Origin of the sequence: Rhodococcus sp. ACPA1 (assembly GCF_002300195.1) — a bacterium.
GTDB classification, from domain to species: domain Bacteria; phylum Actinomycetota; class Actinomycetes; order Mycobacteriales; family Mycobacteriaceae; genus Rhodococcus_F; species Rhodococcus_F opacus.
The window spans coordinates 576630-593863 of sequence record NZ_NSDX01000001.1; the positions used below are offsets into that span (position 1 = coordinate 576630).

Genomic DNA, 17234 nt, shown 5'->3' on the forward strand with positions numbered 1-17234 from the left:
CACTCACCTACAGCTTCCGCAGCCGCAGTCGGTTGATCGAATGATTGGCGTCCTTGCGCAGCACGAGCGTGGCGCGCGGACGCGTCGGCAGGATGTTCTCCACGAGGTTCGGCCGGTTGATGTTGTGCCAGATCTCCTGGGCGGCAGACGTCGCGTCCCGATCGGACAGTCCGGCGTAATGGTGGAAGTGCGCGTCGGGGTCGGAGAACGATGTCTTTCGCAGCGCGAGAAAACGCTGGATGTACCAGTTCTCGATGTCCTCGATGCGGGCGTCGACGTAGATCGAGAAGTCGAACAGGTCCGACACCATCAGCCGGGGGCCGGTCTGCAGCACGTTGAGACCCTCGATGATGAGGATGTCGGGTTGTCGGATCAGGTGGTACTGGCCCGGGATGATGTCGTACGAGATGTGTGAATACACCGGCGCGGCCACTTCTTCGGCCCCCGACTTCACCTCGGTGACGAACCGCAGCAGCTTGCGGCGGTCGTAACTCTCGGGAAAGCCCTTGCGGTGCATGATCCCGCGGCGGTTCAGCTCGGCCGTCGGATACAGGAAGCCGTCCGTCGTCACCAGGTCGACGCGCGGGTGGTGCTCCCACCGCGCGAGGAGGGCCTGGAGGACACGGGCGGTGGTGGACTTGCCGACCGCCACACTGCCGGCGACGCCGATCACGAACGGCACCTGCTGGTCGGGGTGCTTCTCGCCGAGGAACGTCGCGGTCGCGGCGAACAGTCGCTGCCGTGCCGCGACCTGCAGGTGGATGAGACGCGACAGCGGCAGGTACACCTCCGCGACCTCTTCGAGGTCGATCTGCTCGCCGAGGCCCCGCAGTCCGTACAGCTCTTCCTCGGTCAGGACGAGTGGCGTCGACTTACGCAGTGTGCGCCACTGCTTCCGGTCGAATTCGACGTACGGACTGGACTCGCTCGTCCGCGCCATCAGTTCCGCTCACACTCGGGTACACGGGGGAGTGAGCGGTCCATGCCCAGAATCTCTGCCGTCGTCGTTGCGCTGGCGAGTAGCGGTTGCATAGTCGGATTGTGCTTGGTGCCACAGGCTGCGCTGTCGGCGGGTCGGGCAGACGCGTCTGCGACTAAGGTCGGACGGCATGGAATCCGTTTCGTTCGTACGCGAATACTTGCTGCTCGGGCTGGGTTTCGACCGGCTGGAGGAAGGATTCGTCGATGCGTATACCGGCGATCCCGCGCTGCGCAGGCAGGTGGAGAACGCGCCGAAGCCCGATCCGCGCGTTCTCGCGCGCACGGCGGCGAACCTCCGCGCGGAATTGCCGTCAGCGGGATTGTCCGAGGAGCGGACCCGGTTCGTCGACGTCCATCTCCGCGCCCTCGAATGCTCGGGGCGCAAGTTTGCGGGTGACGACGTCGGCTTCGTCGACGAGGTCGAGGCGTACTTCGACGTCCGGATCGAACGCGGCGACGAGGAGCAGTACCGGCAGGCGCACCGGAAGATGGACGCCGTGCTGCCCGGAACGGGGCCGCTCGCCGAACGCATCCAGGCCCACCGCGCGAAGGACGAGATCCCCGCGGACCGGTTGCAGGAATGTGTCGACGCCTTCTCGAGCGCTCTGCGTGATCTCGTGCGGGAGCATTACGCACTGCCCGACTCCGAGGTCGTCGAGTACGAGGTGGTGGGCGACAAGCCGTGGTCGGGGTTCAACTACTACCTCGGCGACTACCGTTCCCGGGTCGCGATCAACTCCGACCTGAAGCAGCACATGTCGAACCTGCCGCGGCTGATCGCGCACGAGTCGTACCCCGGCCACCACACCGAGCACTGCCGCAAGGAAGCCGGACTGGTCGGCGCGGGACAGCTCGAGCAGACGTTGTTCGTCGTCAACACCCCGCAGTGCCTGATGGCCGAGGGGCTCGCGGACCTCGCGCTCGAATCGATCGTCGGATCCGACTGGGGGCTGTGGGCGCAGGAAATCTACGCCGACCTCGGCCTGCGATTCGACGGTGAGCAGGCGCAACGCCTGTCCGGGGCGTCCGGGCAGCTGCTCGGTGTGCGTCAGGATGCGGCGATGATGCTGCACGACGAGGGCCGCAGCCACGACGACGTCGCGGCGTTCCTGCAGCGGTGGAGCCTGTCGACCCCCGAGCGGGCCCGGCAGTCGCTGCGGTTCCTGTCGTCGCCATTGTGGCGGGCATACACCAGCACCTACGTGGAGGGATACCGCCTGCTCGGTGGCTGGCTGGGCGAGGTGCCGGTCGGTGTGGAGCGGTCGGAACGGTTCCGCCGGCTGCTCGACGAGCCGCTCGTGCCCAGCGTCCTGCGCGCCGGTGAGGGGTACCTCACCGCGGGCGGTTAGGAAGTCCTCACGGGTACTTCGTAGACTGGGAGCATTCGTTTCCGCATCCAGCTTGGAGATCCCTCGATGACCGCTGTGCCCGGTACCGACGTCAACACGGCCCCACTCGCCGAACTCGACCCCGAAGTCGCCCAGGCCATGGCAGGTGAGCTGGCCCGTCAGCGCGACACGCTGGAGATGATCGCCTCGGAGAACTTCGTTCCGCGCGCGGTCCTCCAGGCGCAGGGCAGCGTCCTCACCAACAAGTACGCCGAGGGATACCCGGGACGCCGCTACTACGGCGGCTGCGAGCACGTCGACGTCATCGAGGATCTCGCCCGCACCCGTGCCAAGGAACTGTTCGGCGCCGACTTCGCGAACGTCCAGCCGCACTCCGGCGCACAGGCCAACGCGGCGGTCCTCATGGCCCTGATGAACCCGGGTGAGAAGCTTCTCGGCCTCGACCTGGCGCACGGCGGGCACCTCACGCACGGCATGAAGCTGAACTTCTCCGGCAAGCTCTACGACGTCGAGTCGTACGGGGTCAGCAAGGAAGACCACCGCATCGACATGGACGAGGTCCGCAAGATCGCCGTCGCCGCGCAGCCGAAGGTCATCGTCGCCGGCTGGTCCGCGTACCCGCGTCACGAGGACTTCGCCGCGTTCCGGTCGATCGCCGACGAGGTCGGCGCGTACCTGTGGGTCGACATGGCGCACTTCGCGGGCCTTGTCGCTGCCGGGCTGCACCCGTCGCCCGTGCCCTACGCCGACGTCGTGTCCAGCACCGTCCACAAGACGCTCGGCGGGCCGCGCTCCGGCCTGATCCTCGCCAAACAGGAGTGGGCGAAGAAGCTCAACTCCGCCGTCTTCCCCGGCCAGCAGGGCGGGCCGCTGATGCACGCCATCGCCGCCAAGGCCGTCTCCCTGAAGATTGCGGGCACCGAGGAGTTCAAGGACCGTCAGCAGCGCACCCTCACCGGCGCGAAGATTCTCGCCGAGCGTCTGACCGGCGCCGATGTCGTCGACAAGGGTGTCAGCGTCCTCACCGGCGGCACCGACGTGCACCTCGTGCTCGTCGACCTGCGCAACTCGCAGCTCGACGGCCAGCAGGGTGAGGACCTTCTCCACGAGGTCGGCATCACCGTCAACCGCAACGCGGTGCCGTTCGACCCGCGCCCGCCGATGGTCACGTCCGGCCTTCGGATCGGCACGGCGGCGCTCGCGTCGCGTGGATTCGGGGACGAGCAGTTCACCGAGGTCGCCGACATCATCGGCGCCGCACTTGCCGGATCGTCCGACGTCGAGACGCTGAAGTCCCGCGTGACGAAGCTCGCCGCCGACTTCCCGCTGTACGAGGGGCTCGAGGACTGGCGCCTGATCTAGGCGGCTCCGCCGCCCGTGCGTGGCCTGCGAGTGCAGGGACTCGTTAACCACGCACGGGCGCCGCAGGCGCCTCCACGTAACGCGATGTTCACCGACACGCCCGCCGCTCGCACGGCCGTCCGGCGTGTTTGGCAGTACCGTCGGGGGTAACAGGCAGCGGGGAAGTTGCTTGTACGGGAGGTCCTGATCGTGGCTGACACACTCAGTGCGAGGGGGCCGGCGCCCGGCCCTCGTGTGGTGACACACCAGGGACGGACCGGTCCAGCGAACCGAGTTTGCGTGGGTGCCACGCAGACCTAGGAGCCAACGTGACTGCTTCACGCTCCGTCTCAGCCCGCGTCGGACGTTCGTCCGCCGCCCCCAGGAAATCGTCGGATTCTGCAGTTCGTACATTCGTACTCGATACCTCCGTACTGCTGTCCGACCCCTGGGCCGTCACCAGGTTCGCCGAGCACCGTGTGGTGCTTCCCCTCGTCGTGATCAGCGAGCTCGAAGGGAAGCGGCACCACCACGAGTTGGGATGGTTCGCAAGAGAATCGCTGCGCATGCTGGACGACCTCCGTCTGGAATACGGTCGTCTCGACCAGCCCGTGCCGATCGGCACCGAGGGCGGCACACTGCAGGTCGAGCTGAACCACACCGACCCGTCGGTTCTTCCGGTCGGGTTCCGCACGGACAGCAACGATTCGAGGATCCTGGCCTGCGCGCTGAACCTCGAGGCCGAGGGTGGTGACGTCGTCCTGGTCAGCAAGGACATCCCGCTGCGAGTCAAGGCCGGTGCGGTGGGTCTTCCCGCCGACGAATACCACGCCCACGACGTCGTTCCGTCGGGTTGGACGGGTATGACCGAACTGGACGTGGCGTCCTCGTCGATCGACGAACTGTTCTCCGAGGGTGTCGTCGATCTGGAGGAGGCCCGGGAGCTTCCGTGCCACACGGGTATTCGGCTGCTGGGCGGTTCGTCGAGCGCACTGGGCCGCGTGAACGCCGACAAGCGGGTGCAGCTGGTGCGGGGGGAGCGTGAGGCATTCGGTCTGCACGGACGTTCGGCCGAGCAGCGGATCGCCCTGGACATCCTGCTGGACGACAGTGTGGGGATCGTGTCGCTGGGCGGCAAGGCGGGCACCGGCAAGTCGGCGCTGGCGTTGACGGCGGGGCTTGAGGCGGTGCTCGAGCGTCGCACCCAGCGGAAAGTCGTTGTCTTCCGGCCGCTCTACGCGGTGGGCGGGCAGGAACTCGGCTACCTGCCGGGTAGTGAGAGCGAGAAGATGGGCCCGTGGGCCCAGGCGGTCTTCGACACACTCGACGGCCTCGCCAGCACCGAGGTGATGGACGAGGTGATCAGCCGCGGCATGCTGGAAGTGTTGCCACTCACGCATATTCGCGGACGGTCACTACACGATTCGTTCGTGATCGTGGACGAGGCGCAGTCGCTGGAACGCAATGTGCTGCTCACGGTGCTCTCCCGGCTCGGCACCGGCTCCCGGGTGATCCTGACTCACGACGTCGCTCAGCGCGACAACCTGAGGGTCGGACGTCACGACGGGGTGGCCGCGGTGATCGAAAAGCTCAAGGGGCATCCGCTGTTCGCGCACATCACGTTGACGCGCAGTGAACGTTCGCCGATCGCGGCGCTCGTGACGGAGATGCTGGAGGAGTTCGGGCCGACGCCGTAGGCGCCTGCCGCGCAGCGTGATCCGCCCGATGTCACCACGGCCCGACCGGACCGAGATGACATCGGGCGGAAACGTCAGAAGGCGCGCACGATACCTTTGAGCGTGCCCCACAGGAAGTCCCGGCTACTGAAGTAGTCGCGCCAGACGGCGATCTTGCCGTCCTTCATCTCGAACGTGCCGCACACCCAGAATTCGCTGCGCAGCCGCTTGTAGATCAGGACGTCGGTGCGTTCGGTCAGCACGGCCGTTCCGTCGCCGGCGATGTGGTGCAGGCGCACGTCGAATCCGACCCCGGGGCGGCTCATTCCGCGGAGTATCCGCATGACGGAGCCGAGGCCGCGGATCTTGGGCAGGGACACGTTGTGCCACACGATGTCCTGGTGCAGATACTGTTGCGCGGTGTCCGGGTCGCCGGCGACGAGCGCGTCCAGGAAGGCCCGGACGACCTGGACACCTGCCGTGTCCGTTCGAGTGGTTCCCGTCGGTTCGTGCGAGTTCGTGCTCATGGTCTTCTCCCCGTCGATGTGTCGGCTCAGCGGACGAATGTCCCCCGGCCTTCCGTGTCGTAGTACTCGAGTGTGACGTTGTTGCCGGCGAACGTGGCCTTCGAGATGGTTCCGGGTGGGGCGTTCTCACCGCTGGGTGTGAAGGTGAAGGTGTCGCCGTCCCAGTGGGTGAGCGGGAAGGTCTGCCCGGCGGGTCCGAGTTGGAGTGACAGCGCGCCGTTGCTCTCGGTGACCACGGCTGGGCCCCAATACGGGTTGCCGTAGGTGCCCGCGTAAGTCGGGAGGGGCTGCGGTGGTGCCGGGTTCGCGGGGGCCGTCTGGCCGACGAGACTGCCCTCGGGCTCGTCCATCGGCGCGATGGCCTGCCGGTACAGTGACCTCCAGTCCTCGCGGATCTCCCCGAACTGGACGAGGTCGGCGAACTCGGCGGTGAGGGACTCGGGGATGCCGATGGGCGACCCGTTGGTCAGCGCGACGATGGCGACATCGGCGGACGGTATCGCGACGAAGTTCGTTGCCACCCCGAGCTGGAACCCGCCGGAGTGGCTGAGGGAAACCCGCCCTGCCGGGGTGGTCGAGACGTTGAACCCGTACCCGTACGACCCCGGACGGCTGTCCATCGACCGCGGTGGGCTGGACACCATCTGAGGACTGACCGCGGGGAGCAGTGCCTCGGGGGACACGATCTCCTTGCCCTCGAAGGTTCCGTCGGCCAGCAGCATCGCCAGCCATTTGCCCATGTCGTTGACGGAGGAGCTCACCCCGCCTGCGGGGGACTGGGCGTCGGGGTCGCGTACCGCATCGGCGACGTACTTGCCGTCGACGAGTTGGTGCGCGATTGCGCGGTCGTTGCGGGCCTGATAGTCGGCGAATCGCGAACTCGTGGACGACATCCCCAGCGGCTGGTAGATCGTCTGCTCGGACAGCGTGGCCCAGTCCGTCCCGGACGCCGCCGCGACAGCCTCCGCCGCCGCGGTGAGGCCGAAGTTGGTGTACTCGTAGGTGATCCGGAACGGGTTCAGCGGTTCGAGCCGGAGCTTGTCGAGCACCTGCTGCTGGTTGTAACCCAGGTCCTCGAGCAGATCGCCGGCGTGGTCGGGCAACCCGGACCGGTGCGAGTACAGATCGCCGACCGTGACGTGCTCGGTGACCCACGGGTCCGCGAGGGCGAAACCGGGCGACGTGGACACCACGGGAGTGTCCCAGCCGACGACGCCGGCATCGACCTGGTGGGCCACCACCGTCGACCCCACCGGTTTCGACATCGACGCCAGCTGGAACACGGTGTCGGCGTCCACCTTCCGATCGGTGCCGGCCTCGCGCACCCCGAATCCCTTCGCGTACACGGTCTGCCCACCGTGGACGACGGCGACCGCCATACCCGGCAGACCGGAACTGTCCATCAACTCGTTCGCCAGTTCGTCGAGACGGCCCACGGCGTGGTCGATCTGACCGTCCGGGATGTCGACGCCCGCGACCGTCCCCGGGTTCGGCGGCGGCGAGGACTCCGAGGTGGGGTTCGCGCCGGACGTCGCGTCGGAACCGGAGTCGTCTGCGTCGGAGCCGCAACCCGTCACGAGTGACCCGCCGAGCGCGAGAGCCGACAGAAGTATCGTCAGGTTCCGATGTCTGCGCATGGGTGATCCTCTGCTCGGGCCCGGGGTAACCGTGAACTGCCAGCCTAACGACTTCAAGCCCATGACCAGGATGTTTTCGTCACAACGCCGCCGTTGTTCCCGTCGAATTCACCGGTGGTCGACCCGGTGCCCCGGCGCGGACGCTACGGTGTGCGGATGCCGATTGAAAAGAATGACTCGCAGCTGCTCAGTGAGCTGGCCCCGGTGGTGGACGAAAACCTCACACGTCACATCGCCGAGGCGGACGGCTGGCAGCCGCACGATCTGGTCCCGTGGGACCAGGGCAAGAACTTCGCGTTCATGGGTGGAACGGATTGGTCGGCAGATCAGTCGACGCTGAGCGACGTCGAGGCGCTCGCACTGACCGTGGGTGTGCTGGTGGCGGACAATGTGCCCGCGTACCACCGGGAGATCGCCAAGCACCTCGCCCAGGTGGGTCCGTGGTGGCGCTGGGTGGGCCGCTGGACCGCGGAGGAGAACCGGCACTCCATCGTGCTCCGGAACTACCTGATGGTGACGCGCGCCGTCGACCCCGTCGCCCTCGAGCGCGCGCGGATGGACGAGATGGTCCGCGGATACGCGATGCCGCCGATGCATCTGCTCGAGATGCTCGCGAACTCCGCGTTCGAGGAGAAGGCCGCGGCGGTGCGTCATCACAACACGGCAGCACTCGGCGAGGACCCGCTGGTGGCCGTGATCGCCGAGCGGCTGGCAACGGACGACGAACTGCAGTCGCTGTTCTACCGGAACATCGTCGAGGCCGCGTTCGAGCTGGTACCCGATCAGACGATGCGGGCCATCGCATCGCGGATCGAGGCGTTCGACGTGCCGAGCGTTGCACTGCCCGGCGGAACCGACAGCACCGCGGTGCTCGCCGAGGCCGGCATCTACGACCCCGCCCAGCAGGGGGAGAAGGTGTTCGCTCCGCTGCTCCGCTCCTGGAACATCGCCGGGCGCACCGATCTCGGCCCGGAGGGGGAGAAGGCCCGCGACGAGCTGTCCGCGCTGCTGTAGGACTTCTGCGCGAGGGGGCCCGCACTCGATCGAGTGCGGGCCCCCTCCGTCGGCCGGGTCAGTCCTTCACCTTCGCCATCGCCAGCACGTCGAGACGCTTGTCGAGTTCTTCCTCGCTCAGCTTGTCGCCGATCAGACCCCGGTCGACGACGGTCTCGCGGATGGTCTTCTTCTCCTTCAGCGCCTGCTTGGCGACAGCCGCGGCCTCCTCGTACCCGATCGCGGAGTTCAGAGGCGTCACGATGGACGGCGACGACTCCGCGAGGGTCTTGAGGTGCTCGGTGTTCGCGACGAGCCCCACGACACACCGGTCGGCGAACAGTCGCGTGACGTTGGCCAGCAACGTCAACGACTCGAGCAGGTTCCGCGCCATCATCGGGATGTAGACGTTGAGCTCGAATGCGCCCGCGGCACCGCCCCAGGCGACCGCGGCATCGTTGCCGACTACCTGAGCGGCGACCTGGGTGGCGGCCTCCGGGAGCACCGGATTGACCTTGCCGGGCATGATTGAACTGCCGGGCTGCAGGTCGGGGAGACGGATCTCGCCGAGACCGGTGAGCGGTCCCGATCCCATCCAGCGGATGTCGTTGGCGATCTTGGTCAGGGACACCGCGATGGTGCGGAGCGCGCCGGACGCCTCCACCAGGCCGTCCCGCGCCGCCTGCGCCTCGAAACTGTTCTTCGCAGGTGTGAGGGCGTCGACGCCCGTCGCCTTGACCAGTTCGGCGACGACCTTCGGGCCGAAGCCGTCGGGGGCATTGAGTCCCGTTCCGACCGCGGTGCCGCCGATGGGCAGCTCACCGAGCCGGGGAAGGCAGGCCACGACCCGCTCCATCCCCGCCTCCATCTGGCGGGCGTAACCGCCGAACTCCTGGCCGAGGGTCACCGGGACGGCGTCCATGAGGTGAGTGCGGCCCGACTTCACGACGTGCTTCCACTCGGTGGACTTGTCGAGCAGGGCCAGGCGCAGGTGGTCGAGGGCGGGGAGGAGGTCCTTCACCGCGGACTCGGTGGCCGCGACGTGCGTCGCGGTGGGAAACGTGTCGTTGGACGACTGCGACATGTTGACATCGTCGTTGGGGTGGACGACCACACCGTTCGCCGCGGCGATCGACGCGATCACCTCGTTGGCGTTCATGTTGGAACTGGTGCCCGAGCCCGTCTGGAAGACGTCGATGGGGAACTGATCGTCGTGCTTGCCCTCGGCGATCTCGCCCGCCGCGGCGATGATGGCGTCCGCCTTCTCGGCGTCGAGGAGGCCGAGGTCCTTGTTGACCTGCGCGCAGGCTGCCTTCAGCAGACCCATTGCACGTATCTGGGTGCGCTCGAGACCTCGACCGCTGATCGGGAAGTTCTCGACGGCGCGCTGAGTTTGCGCGCGCCACAGGGCATCCACGGGCACCCGCACCTCGCCCATGGTGTCGTGTTCGATCCGGTACTGCTGCTCGTTGCTCTCGGTCATGCGTCAAACATGCCACTTCTGAGCGCGTCGTGGGGGCGCTCCCGTGCGCCTTTCGGGTAGCTCTGGCTACCGGAAAGGCGCACGGGCAGCGGAGCTGCCTAGAACGTCGGCGGAATCGCGCCGTCCTCGCCCGTGAAGTCCACGGACGAGTACTCGCGCAGCTTCTCGAGGCGGTGGTACGCGTCGATCATGCGGACTGTGCCCGACTTCGACCGCATCACGATCGACTGGGTCGAGGCGCCGCCACCGTAGTAGCGGACACCGCGGAGCAGGTCGCCGTCCGTGACACCGGTGGCGCAGAAGAAGACGTTCTCACCGGACACGAGATCTTCGGTGGTGAGCACACGGTCCAGGTCGTGGCCTGCGTCGATGGCCTTCTGACGCTCGGCGTCGTCGGTCGGGGCCAGCCGGCCCTGCAGCGAACCACCCATACAGCGCATCGCGGCGGCGGCGATGATGCCCTCGGGCGTGCCACCCGTGCCGATCAGGATGTCGGTGCCCGACTCCGGACGCGCGGCGGCGATCGCCCCCGCGACGTCGCCGTCGGAGATGAGACGGATCCGGGCACCGGTGTCCCGGACCTCCTGGATGAGCCTGGCGTGCCGCGGACGGTCGAGGATGCAGACCGTCACGTCGGAGGGGGACGCCTTGCGGACCTTCGCGACGCGCTTGATGTTCTCGGCGACGGGCGCTGTGATGTCGATGACATCGGCGGCGTCGGGGCCGACGGCGATCTTCTCCATGTAGAACACGGCAGACGGGTCGAACATCGCGCCGCGCTCGGCGACCGCGAGGACGGCGATCGCATTGGGCATGCCCTTCGCCATCAGGGTGGTTCCGTCGACCGGGTCGACGGCGAAGTCGCAGTCGGGTCCGTCGCCGTTGCCGACCTCTTCGCCGTTGAACAGCATCGGGGCTTCGTCCTTCTCGCCCTCGCCGATGACGACGACGCCGCGCATCGAGACCGAGCTGACGAGCTGGCGCATGGCGTCGACGGCGGCTCCGTCGCCGCCCTCCTTGTCGCCACGGCCGACCCAGCGACCGGCAGCCATCGCACCAGCCTCGGTGACTCGGACCAATTCCAGAGCAAGATTTCGGTCCGGGGCCTCGCGGCGACTCGAAGTGGTGCTAGCCGTCATGGGCAGTGCCTCCTGGTGCAGTCACGGTCGACGTTGTACGTCGACGCTGTGTCGGTGGCCGTCGGCCGCCGAGTGTCGAGTGGATCTCGCTGCTGATTCTCCCAGAAAGAAGTGTGACGTGCGCTGCTGGGGCGCGAATCATGGGACCGAGAATCGTTGTTCCGGGACCGACCCTGGATACTGGTGGGCGTGGCATCTGATAAACCCCGCATCCTGCACAACAACCGCGACATGGTGTGGTCGCTCGTACCCCTTGTCCTGTTCTGCGTACTGATCGCGGGTATCGCCAGCCAGTGCACGTTCAGCCCGGGCGGGCCCACCAGTGGTCCGATTCCCAGCTTCGACGTCGATGCGGCGCTGAAGTACGACGCGCAGGACCTTCCGTTCCCGGTGCGTAAGCCGGAGACACCGGAGGGCTGGACGCCCAACTCGGGCAGCCGCAGCATCGTCAGCGGCGACGGCGGCGGCGATTCGAGCACCGTCGGCTTCATCACCGAGGCAGGCCGCTACATCCAGCTGACGCAGAGCAATGCCGTCGAGACGGTGCTCGTGCCGTTCGTCGCGGGTGGTCCGCGTACGGCGACGGGAACCGAGGACGTCGCAGGTCACAGCTGGATCGTGTACGGCGGGGAGGGCGTCGAGCCGATCTGGGTCTCCGACTTCGGCGACGTCCGGCTCCTCGTGACGGGCAGTGCGTCACCCGAGGCGTTCGAGCAGCTCACCACCGCGGCGGCCGACGCCCCGATCCTCGCCGCCTGACGACCGGGGGCGTGTCAGCCCTCGTCGTCGGCGTGGGCGAGCGCCGTCTCGACGCGCTTGCGGGCCCCGGCGAGGTGCTCCTCGCAGCGTTTGGCCAGGGCCTCGCCACGCTCCCACAGCGCGAGTGACGCGTCGAGGTCGAGGCCGCCCTGCTCGAGCACCTTGACCACGTCGACGAGTTCGTCGCGCGCCGCCTCGTAGCCGAGCTCCGCGATGTCGGTGTCGTTTCCGGTGGGCTTGCTCATGTCCTACTTGTCCTTTCCCATCACCGCGGCACGGATTGCACCGTCGGCGACTCGAACGCGAATCTGGGTGCCCGGTGGGGCGTCGTCGACCGAACGCAGTACCTCGGGATCGCCGTCGGGCACGATCCGCTGAACCACGGAGTAGCCGCGGGCCAGGGTCGCGGCGGGGCCGAGGGTCGTCAGCCGTGCACGAAGGTGCTCGATCGTGGTGCTCTCCGCGGCGATCGCCCGGCTGATGTCGCGTCGCCCCGCCTCCCGCAGTCGCTCGACCTCGTCCGACCGGTGGTCGAGTGCGCGCAGCGGATCGGCGAGCACCGGCCGGCTCCGCAGCTGGGCGATCAGGTGCGACTCGCGCTGCACCCAGTTGCGCAGCGCAGCCGCGCTCCGCGACCGCAGTTCGCCGACCAGCGCCTGCTCGGCGACGGCGTCCGGTACGACCCGCTTGGCGGCGTCCGTCGGTGTCGCGGCCCGCAGGTCGGCGACGTGATCGCTGAGCGGACTGTCCGGCTCGTGACCGATGGCGCTGACCACCGGAGTTCGGCAGGCGACGATCGCGCGGCACAGCGTCTCGTCGGAGAACGGCAGCAGATCCTCCACACTGCCCCCGCCGCGCGCGAGGATGATCACGTCGACGTGCGGGTCGGCGTCCAGTTCCTTCAACGCGTCGAGGATCTGCGGAACGGCGGTCGCGCCCTGCACCGGGGTGTTGCGCACCTCGAAGCGCACGGCGGGCCAGCGGCGCTGCGCCACACTGAGGACGTCGTGCTCGGCGGCGCTGGCGCGACCGGTGATCAGCCCGATGGTGCCCGGCAGGAACGGCAGCGGACGCTTCAGCCGAGGGTCGAACAGGCCCTCCGCTGCGAGCAGCGCACGCAGCCGCTCGATCCGGGCGAGGAGTTCACCGATCCCGATCGCGCGGATCTCCGTCACCCGCAGCGAGACCGACCCGCGGCCGGTGTAGAACGACAACTTGCCGAACATCATCACCCGGCTGCCCTCGGTGAGCGGGACGGCGGAGTTCTGCAACAGCTGTGGGGAGCAGGTCACCGACAACGACATGTCGACGGACGGGTCCCGCAGCACCAGAAACGCGGTCCGGGTTCCCGGACGCGCGTTGATCTGGGTGATCTGTCCCTCGACCCAGACACTCCCGAGCCGGTCGATCCACTGTGCGACCTTGGCCGACACGGTGCGGACCGGCCAGGGCTGCTCGGCGGTACTCGGTCCGGTACTGGCTGCGCGGGGCTGTGCGGAGGTCACTTGGCCTTGGCGGAGGTGATGCGGTTGGTCAGCATGGTCTGGAACGGTGCGCGTGCCAGGGTCGCGTTCTCGTAGTCCAGCAGTGTCGTGAGGTCCTCGACGGACAGGCTCCGCAGGCGCGCCCGCAGCTGGGCGAGCGTCAGCGTGCCGTAGTCGAGTACGACGGCGATCTCGGGTTCGGTCACCGTCGGCGCGGAGGTCGCGGCCTTCTTGCTCACCGACTTCACGGAGGCGGCGCCGTTTGTGGCGGCGGGAGCAGTCTTCGGGGTCGAGACCTTCTCAGGAGTGCTCTCGTCCTGCGGACTCAGCGAGTACAGGGCGAACCGCCCAGGTCCGGCCGACCGCTCGTCGGTCCCGCCGTCGACGGCGGGTACCGGATCGGTGTCCTCGTCGAAGACGGCCCAGACCGGCTGCTCCTCGTCGTGGGTCCAGTTGATCAGTGCGAAAGCCTGGTCGCCCTTGATGGCCAGCGCCGTCATGGACTGCTGAACACGCATCGTGGTCTGCAGCACCTGACTGACCGCGGTCATGGGCAGGGTCGCCGCGGTGGTCGGCAGTTTCCTGGCCTCTTCGACGGCCGTCACGGCGATTCCAGCGGCGACACGCGCCACGAACGGGGGACGAATCATTCCCACAGCCTGCCTGACAACGGCACGTTTGGGTAGCCGACGTGCCCACAGCGTCGACGACTTCGGTGCGACGATGCGCACACTACCCGGCCGAGGCCCCGCGAAAGTGTCGTCCGTACGGGGTGACCCGTAGTCTGGAGCCATGTCTTCGGCTGTTCCACTCAATGTGGGTATCACACGTTCTGCAGATTCGGGAGCGTCGCGCGCCGACGGCGAGAAGCGCGTACTGCTCGCGGAACCTCGCGGCTACTGCGCCGGCGTGGACCGCGCCGTCGAGACGGTGGAGAAGGCGCTCGAGAAGCACGGCGCCCCGATCTACGTGCGCAAGGAGATCGTCCACAACCGGCACGTCGTCGAGACGCTCACCGATCAGGGTGTCGTCTTCGTCGACGAGACCGACGAGGTTCCGGAGGGTGCGCTGCTGGTGTTCTCCGCCCACGGCGTGTCTCCCGCGGTCCACGAATCGGCCGCGGCGCGCAACCTGCGCACCATCGACGCCACGTGCCCGCTGGTCACGAAGGTCCACCAGGAAGCCAAGCGCTTCGCCCGCGACGACTTCGACATCCTCCTGATCGGCCACGAGGGCCACGAGGAAGTGGAGGGCACCGCCGGCGAGGCCCCCGATCACGTGCAGCTGGTCGACGGACCCGACTCCGTCGACGCTGTGACGGTCCGCGACGAATCGAAGGTCATCTGGTTGTCGCAGACCACGTTGAGCGTCGACGAGACGATGCAGACGGTCGCCCGGCTGCGGGAGCGTTTCCCGAATCTGCAGGACCCGCCGAGCGACGACATCTGCTACGCCACCCAGAACCGTCAGGTCGCCGTCAAGGCGATGGCGCCCGAATGCGATCTCGTCATCGTCGTCGGATCCCGCAACTCCTCGAACTCGGTTCGCCTCGTCGAGGTGGCTCTGGGTGCGGGCGCGAAGGCGTCGTACCTGGTCGACTACGCACGCGAAGTGGATCCGGCCTGGCTCGACGGTGTCCGGACGGTCGGGATCACCTCGGGTGCGTCCGTGCCGGAGATCCTGGTGCGCGGTGTGATCGATCTGCTCGACGAGCACGGATTCCACGACGTCCAGCCGGTCACGACGGCCAACGAGACGCTGGTCTTCGCACTGCCGCGCGAGCTGCGGGCCGCGCGGACCTGATCGGCTCGCTACCCGCTCCGTCCCTGCTCTAGCGGGGCTGCTCCGTTTCGAACGGCGGCTCGTACCGGTCGCGGTAGCGCACCTGCGGAATGGGGTGGGCAGGCACGTCGGGGTTCGGCCGGGGTCGCGGCGTCGTCCGCGGCGGCACCGAACGCGGCGCCTGAGTGGTGCGCGGAGGTGCCGAGCGGGGTGCCTGCGCTGCCCGGTCGACCATCGGCGGTGGGGGCGCTGTGCGTCCGCCCGAGGAGGACGAGCGGCGAGGCGGTGGGGTGGCCGCCCGTCGTGCCGAACGGGGGTGCTCCCGTGCAGCGTCCTTGTCACGCGTCCGACGCGGCGGCGGAGACTGCTCCGACTCCTCGGCGGCGCGCCGAGGGCGGGCGGCGCGTGGCGCCCGCTGCGCGCGTCGTCGCTCGGACGTGCGAGCGGGACCGGTCTTGCGTTGCTGCAGCAGGAAGAGGCGGAGCCCACCGATCAGCAGGGTCACCACCGTGGCGGCGAGCATCACCGGAAAGCGGTTGACCAGTGGATACGCGACGTTGATCGCCAGGTCTTTCAGTGCGGTGCTGTTCTCGTCCGCGATGAGACTCTGCCCGAGCGGCACCGCGACGAACAGGATCAGCGGCGGCTGGACGATCGCGGTGAACAGCGCTCGGTTGCCGGCAGCCGCCACGGCGAGAACGCAGCCGAGGAAATAGAACGTGGAGAACGCAGCCGTGAGTTCGGTGCCACGAGCCGCATCGACAGCGAATCCGACAAAGGTGACTCCGACGGCCAGGAGAATGACACCCCACCAGGGGAGACCGGGGACCGTAGGGACAATCGACCGCCTGTCGAGCGGCACCCCAGAGCGAGCACGTTGGGTTGCAGACACACAACGACAGTAGCGGCAACTTGTTAACTAGCCTCGTTGGCGTGACCGGTAGAGCCTGAGAGATCCTCGAGATTTGTGCGTCTCGGCCACGAATCGACGGCGCTGACCTCGGTGACGTCGCCGTCGAACACGTCGAGGTCGTGAAGCTTGCGGGCGGTCACTGTGACCCGGGACTCCATCGACGCGACGGTGAGATTGAACGAGTCGACGGCCTTGCCGAGTTGGGAGCCGAGACGGTCGAGATGCGCGCCGACGGTGCCCAGCCTCGTGTACAGCTCCCGGCCGAGCTGGTGGATCTTCGCGGCGTCCCGAGACAGCGCCTCCTGGCGCCAGGTGTGCGCGATGGTCCGCAGCAATGCGATGAGCGTGGTGGGGGTGGCGAGGATCACGTTCCGTGAGAACGCGTGCTCGAGCAGCCCGGAATCGGCGGTCAGCGCCGCGTCCAGGAACGGATCACCGGGCACGAACAGCACCACGAACTCCGGCGTCGGGTCGAACGACTCCCAGTACGTCTTGTCGGCCAACTGGTCGACGTGCGTCCGCAGCTGCCGGGCGTGCCGGGAGAGGTGCTGTTCCCGGGCGGCCGGGTCTTCCGTCTGCGCGGCGTCCAGGTACGCCGCGAACGGGACCTTGGCGTCGACCACGATCTGCTTGCCGCCCGCGAGGTACACGAGCAGGTCGGGACGGACACCCTCCTTCGACACCTGGGTGTCGAAGTCGCAGTGCCGGACCATCCCGGCCAGTTCGACCACCCGCTCCAACTGGATTTCACCCCACCGGCCCCGGATCTGCGGCGCCCGCAGCGCCGTGACGAGTCTGTTCGTCTGCGTGGACAGCATCTGTGACGTGCGGTGCATGCCCTCGACCTGCTCACTGAGTCCGGCGTACGCGTGAACCCGGCTGCGTTCGACGTGGTCCACCTGTTTCGCCAGCGCGCCGACGGCCTCGTGCAGCGGCCCGACCAGTCGCGAGATCTGCTCGCCGATCGCACCCGAGTGGCGGCGGGCAGAATCCTCGCTGACGGCGCCGAGTGACTGCCGCAGCAGGGCCTCGTTCTCGCGCAGCGCGGCGAGCTGTGCCTCCGCTCGCGCCGCCCGATCACCGCTCCGCGCCGCGTGCAGCAGCCACCCGAGGGCGGTGCCCGCGGCGAGCGCCAGGAGCATTCCGAGTGCAGCGAGTGCATCCATGTGG

The 17234-nt window shown here is 68.0% G+C and carries 16 protein-coding genes; 6 read left to right on the plus strand and 10 right to left on the minus strand.

Going from position 1 to position 17234, the window contains the following annotated elements; translation table 11 throughout:
• Positions 1-7 precede the first annotated feature (7 nt).
• On the minus strand, positions 8-940 hold the full coding sequence (gene coaA, locus CJ177_RS02550; RefSeq protein WP_005238987.1) for a type I pantothenate kinase: 933 nt from the start codon (positions 938-940) through the stop codon (positions 8-10).
• A 169-nt stretch (positions 941-1109) separates the two neighbouring features.
• Between coaA and CJ177_RS02555 the strand changes: the two genes are divergently transcribed.
• The 3 genes from CJ177_RS02555 to CJ177_RS02565 all read left to right on the plus strand — a co-directional run bounded on the left by CJ177_RS02555 (position 1110) and on the right by CJ177_RS02565 (position 5368).
• A complete protein-coding gene (locus tag CJ177_RS02555; protein ID WP_095867211.1) occupies positions 1110-2330 on the plus strand; it encodes a DUF885 domain-containing protein in 1221 nt (406 codons plus the stop codon).
• A gap of 66 nt (positions 2331-2396) precedes the next feature.
• Positions 2397-3692 (plus strand): serine hydroxymethyltransferase, encoded by a 1296-nt coding sequence (gene glyA, locus CJ177_RS02560; RefSeq protein ID WP_005238991.1) that lies wholly within the window; start codon positions 2397-2399, stop codon positions 3690-3692.
• Positions 3693-4000: 308 nt separating this feature from the next.
• A complete protein-coding gene (locus CJ177_RS02565; protein WP_025432159.1) occupies positions 4001-5368 on the plus strand; it encodes a PhoH family protein in 1368 nt (455 codons plus the stop codon).
• A gap of 74 nt (positions 5369-5442) precedes the next feature.
• On the opposite strand, the gene CJ177_RS02570 is transcribed toward CJ177_RS02565, so the two are convergent.
• Together CJ177_RS02570 and CJ177_RS02575 are read right to left on the minus strand one after the other, a co-directional pair.
• A complete protein-coding gene (locus CJ177_RS02570; protein ID WP_095867212.1) occupies positions 5443-5874 on the minus strand; it encodes a limonene-1,2-epoxide hydrolase family protein in 432 nt (143 codons plus the stop codon).
• Between the two features lie 26 nt (positions 5875-5900).
• Positions 5901-7511, minus strand: a complete 1611-nt coding sequence (locus CJ177_RS02575; RefSeq protein ID WP_095867213.1) for a serine hydrolase — start codon at positions 7509-7511, stop codon at positions 5901-5903.
• Positions 7512-7667: 156 nt separating this feature from the next.
• Here CJ177_RS02575 and CJ177_RS02580 point away from each other — a divergent pair, with 156 nt between their 5' ends.
• Complete coding sequence (locus CJ177_RS02580) at positions 7668-8525, plus strand: acyl-ACP desaturase (protein ID WP_095867442.1); 858 nt, start codon at positions 7668-7670, stop codon at positions 8523-8525.
• Positions 8526-8583: 58 nt separating this feature from the next.
• On the opposite strand, the gene CJ177_RS02585 is transcribed toward CJ177_RS02580, so the two are convergent.
• Both CJ177_RS02585 and glpX read right to left on the minus strand, forming a co-directional pair.
• Complete coding sequence (locus CJ177_RS02585) at positions 8584-9987, minus strand: class II fumarate hydratase (protein ID WP_005238997.1); 1404 nt, start codon at positions 9985-9987, stop codon at positions 8584-8586.
• A gap of 98 nt (positions 9988-10085) precedes the next feature.
• A complete protein-coding gene (gene glpX / locus CJ177_RS02590; protein WP_039952719.1) occupies positions 10086-11126 on the minus strand; it encodes a class II fructose-bisphosphatase in 1041 nt (346 codons plus the stop codon).
• A 189-nt stretch (positions 11127-11315) separates the two neighbouring features.
• Between glpX and CJ177_RS02595 the strand changes: the two genes are divergently transcribed.
• Positions 11316-11885: a DUF4245 domain-containing protein gene (locus CJ177_RS02595; protein ID WP_009479114.1), complete on the plus strand. Its 570-nt coding sequence runs from the start codon at positions 11316-11318 to the stop codon at positions 11883-11885.
• Between the two features lie 14 nt (positions 11886-11899).
• On the opposite strand, the gene CJ177_RS02600 is transcribed toward CJ177_RS02595, so the two are convergent.
• Genes CJ177_RS02600 through CJ177_RS02610 form a run of 3 tightly spaced genes read right to left on the minus strand, consistent with a single transcriptional unit; the run spans position 11900 to position 14019 of the window.
• Entirely contained in the window at positions 11900-12130 is a 231-nt protein-coding gene (locus CJ177_RS02600) for an exodeoxyribonuclease VII small subunit (protein WP_005239000.1), read from the minus strand.
• A gap of 3 nt (positions 12131-12133) precedes the next feature.
• Positions 12134-13390: an exodeoxyribonuclease VII large subunit gene (gene xseA / locus CJ177_RS02605; protein WP_095867214.1), complete on the minus strand. Its 1257-nt coding sequence runs from the start codon at positions 13388-13390 to the stop codon at positions 12134-12136.
• The gene (locus tag CJ177_RS02610; protein WP_025432160.1) at positions 13387-14019 is read right to left on the minus strand and encodes a lipid droplet-associated protein; all 633 of its coding nucleotides are present in this window, start codon (positions 14017-14019) and stop codon (positions 13387-13389) included. Before CJ177_RS02610 ends, xseA begins: the two co-directional genes overlap by 4 nt.
• A gap of 142 nt (positions 14020-14161) precedes the next feature.
• On the opposite strand from CJ177_RS02610, the gene CJ177_RS02615 reads away from it, so the two are divergent.
• Positions 14162-15172, plus strand: coding sequence for a 4-hydroxy-3-methylbut-2-enyl diphosphate reductase (locus CJ177_RS02615; protein WP_005239003.1), 1011 nt, complete (start codon positions 14162-14164; stop codon positions 15170-15172).
• 28 nt (positions 15173-15200) lie between these two features.
• Here the strand turns inward: CJ177_RS02615 and CJ177_RS02620 are convergent, their stop codons facing one another.
• Together CJ177_RS02620 and CJ177_RS02625 are read right to left on the minus strand one after the other, a co-directional pair.
• Complete coding sequence (locus CJ177_RS02620; RefSeq protein WP_025432161.1) at positions 15201-16043, minus strand: DUF6542 domain-containing protein; 843 nt, start codon at positions 16041-16043, stop codon at positions 15201-15203.
• A gap of 23 nt (positions 16044-16066) precedes the next feature.
• On the minus strand, positions 16067-17230 hold the full coding sequence (locus CJ177_RS02625; RefSeq protein WP_095867215.1) for a DNA recombination protein RmuC: 1164 nt from the start codon (positions 17228-17230) through the stop codon (positions 16067-16069).
• Positions 17231-17234 lie beyond the last annotated feature (4 nt).

Bases quoted from the DNA above. Each gene is read 5' to 3' on its own strand.
- coaA (WP_005238987.1), bottom strand. From the start codon at position 940: ATGGCGCGGACGAGCGAGTCCAGTCCGTACGTCGAATTCGACCGGAAG.
- glpX (WP_039952719.1), bottom strand. From the start codon at position 11,126: ATGACGGCTAGCACCACTTCGAGTCGCCGCGAGGCCCCGGACCGAAAT.
- CJ177_RS02625 (WP_095867215.1), bottom strand. From the start codon at position 17,230: ATGGATGCACTCGCTGCACTCGGAATGCTCCTGGCGCTCGCCGCGGGC.
- CJ177_RS02600 (WP_005239000.1), bottom strand. From the start codon at position 12,130: ATGAGCAAGCCCACCGGAAACGACACCGACATCGCGGAGCTCGGCTAC.
- CJ177_RS02585 (WP_005238997.1), bottom strand. From the start codon at position 9,987: ATGACCGAGAGCAACGAGCAGCAGTACCGGATCGAACACGACACCATG.
- CJ177_RS02555 (WP_095867211.1), top strand. From the start codon at position 1,110: ATGGAATCCGTTTCGTTCGTACGCGAATACTTGCTGCTCGGGCTGGGT.
- CJ177_RS02580 (WP_095867442.1), top strand. From the start codon at position 7,668: ATGCCGATTGAAAAGAATGACTCGCAGCTGCTCAGTGAGCTGGCCCCG.
- CJ177_RS02570 (WP_095867212.1), bottom strand. From the start codon at position 5,874: ATGAGCACGAACTCGCACGAACCGACGGGAACCACTCGAACGGACACG.
- CJ177_RS02615 (WP_005239003.1), top strand. From the start codon at position 14,162: ATGTCTTCGGCTGTTCCACTCAATGTGGGTATCACACGTTCTGCAGAT.
- CJ177_RS02575 (WP_095867213.1), bottom strand. From the start codon at position 7,511: ATGCGCAGACATCGGAACCTGACGATACTTCTGTCGGCTCTCGCGCTC.
- CJ177_RS02610 (WP_025432160.1), bottom strand. From the start codon at position 14,019: ATGATTCGTCCCCCGTTCGTGGCGCGTGTCGCCGCTGGAATCGCCGTG.
- glyA (WP_005238991.1), top strand. From the start codon at position 2,397: ATGACCGCTGTGCCCGGTACCGACGTCAACACGGCCCCACTCGCCGAA.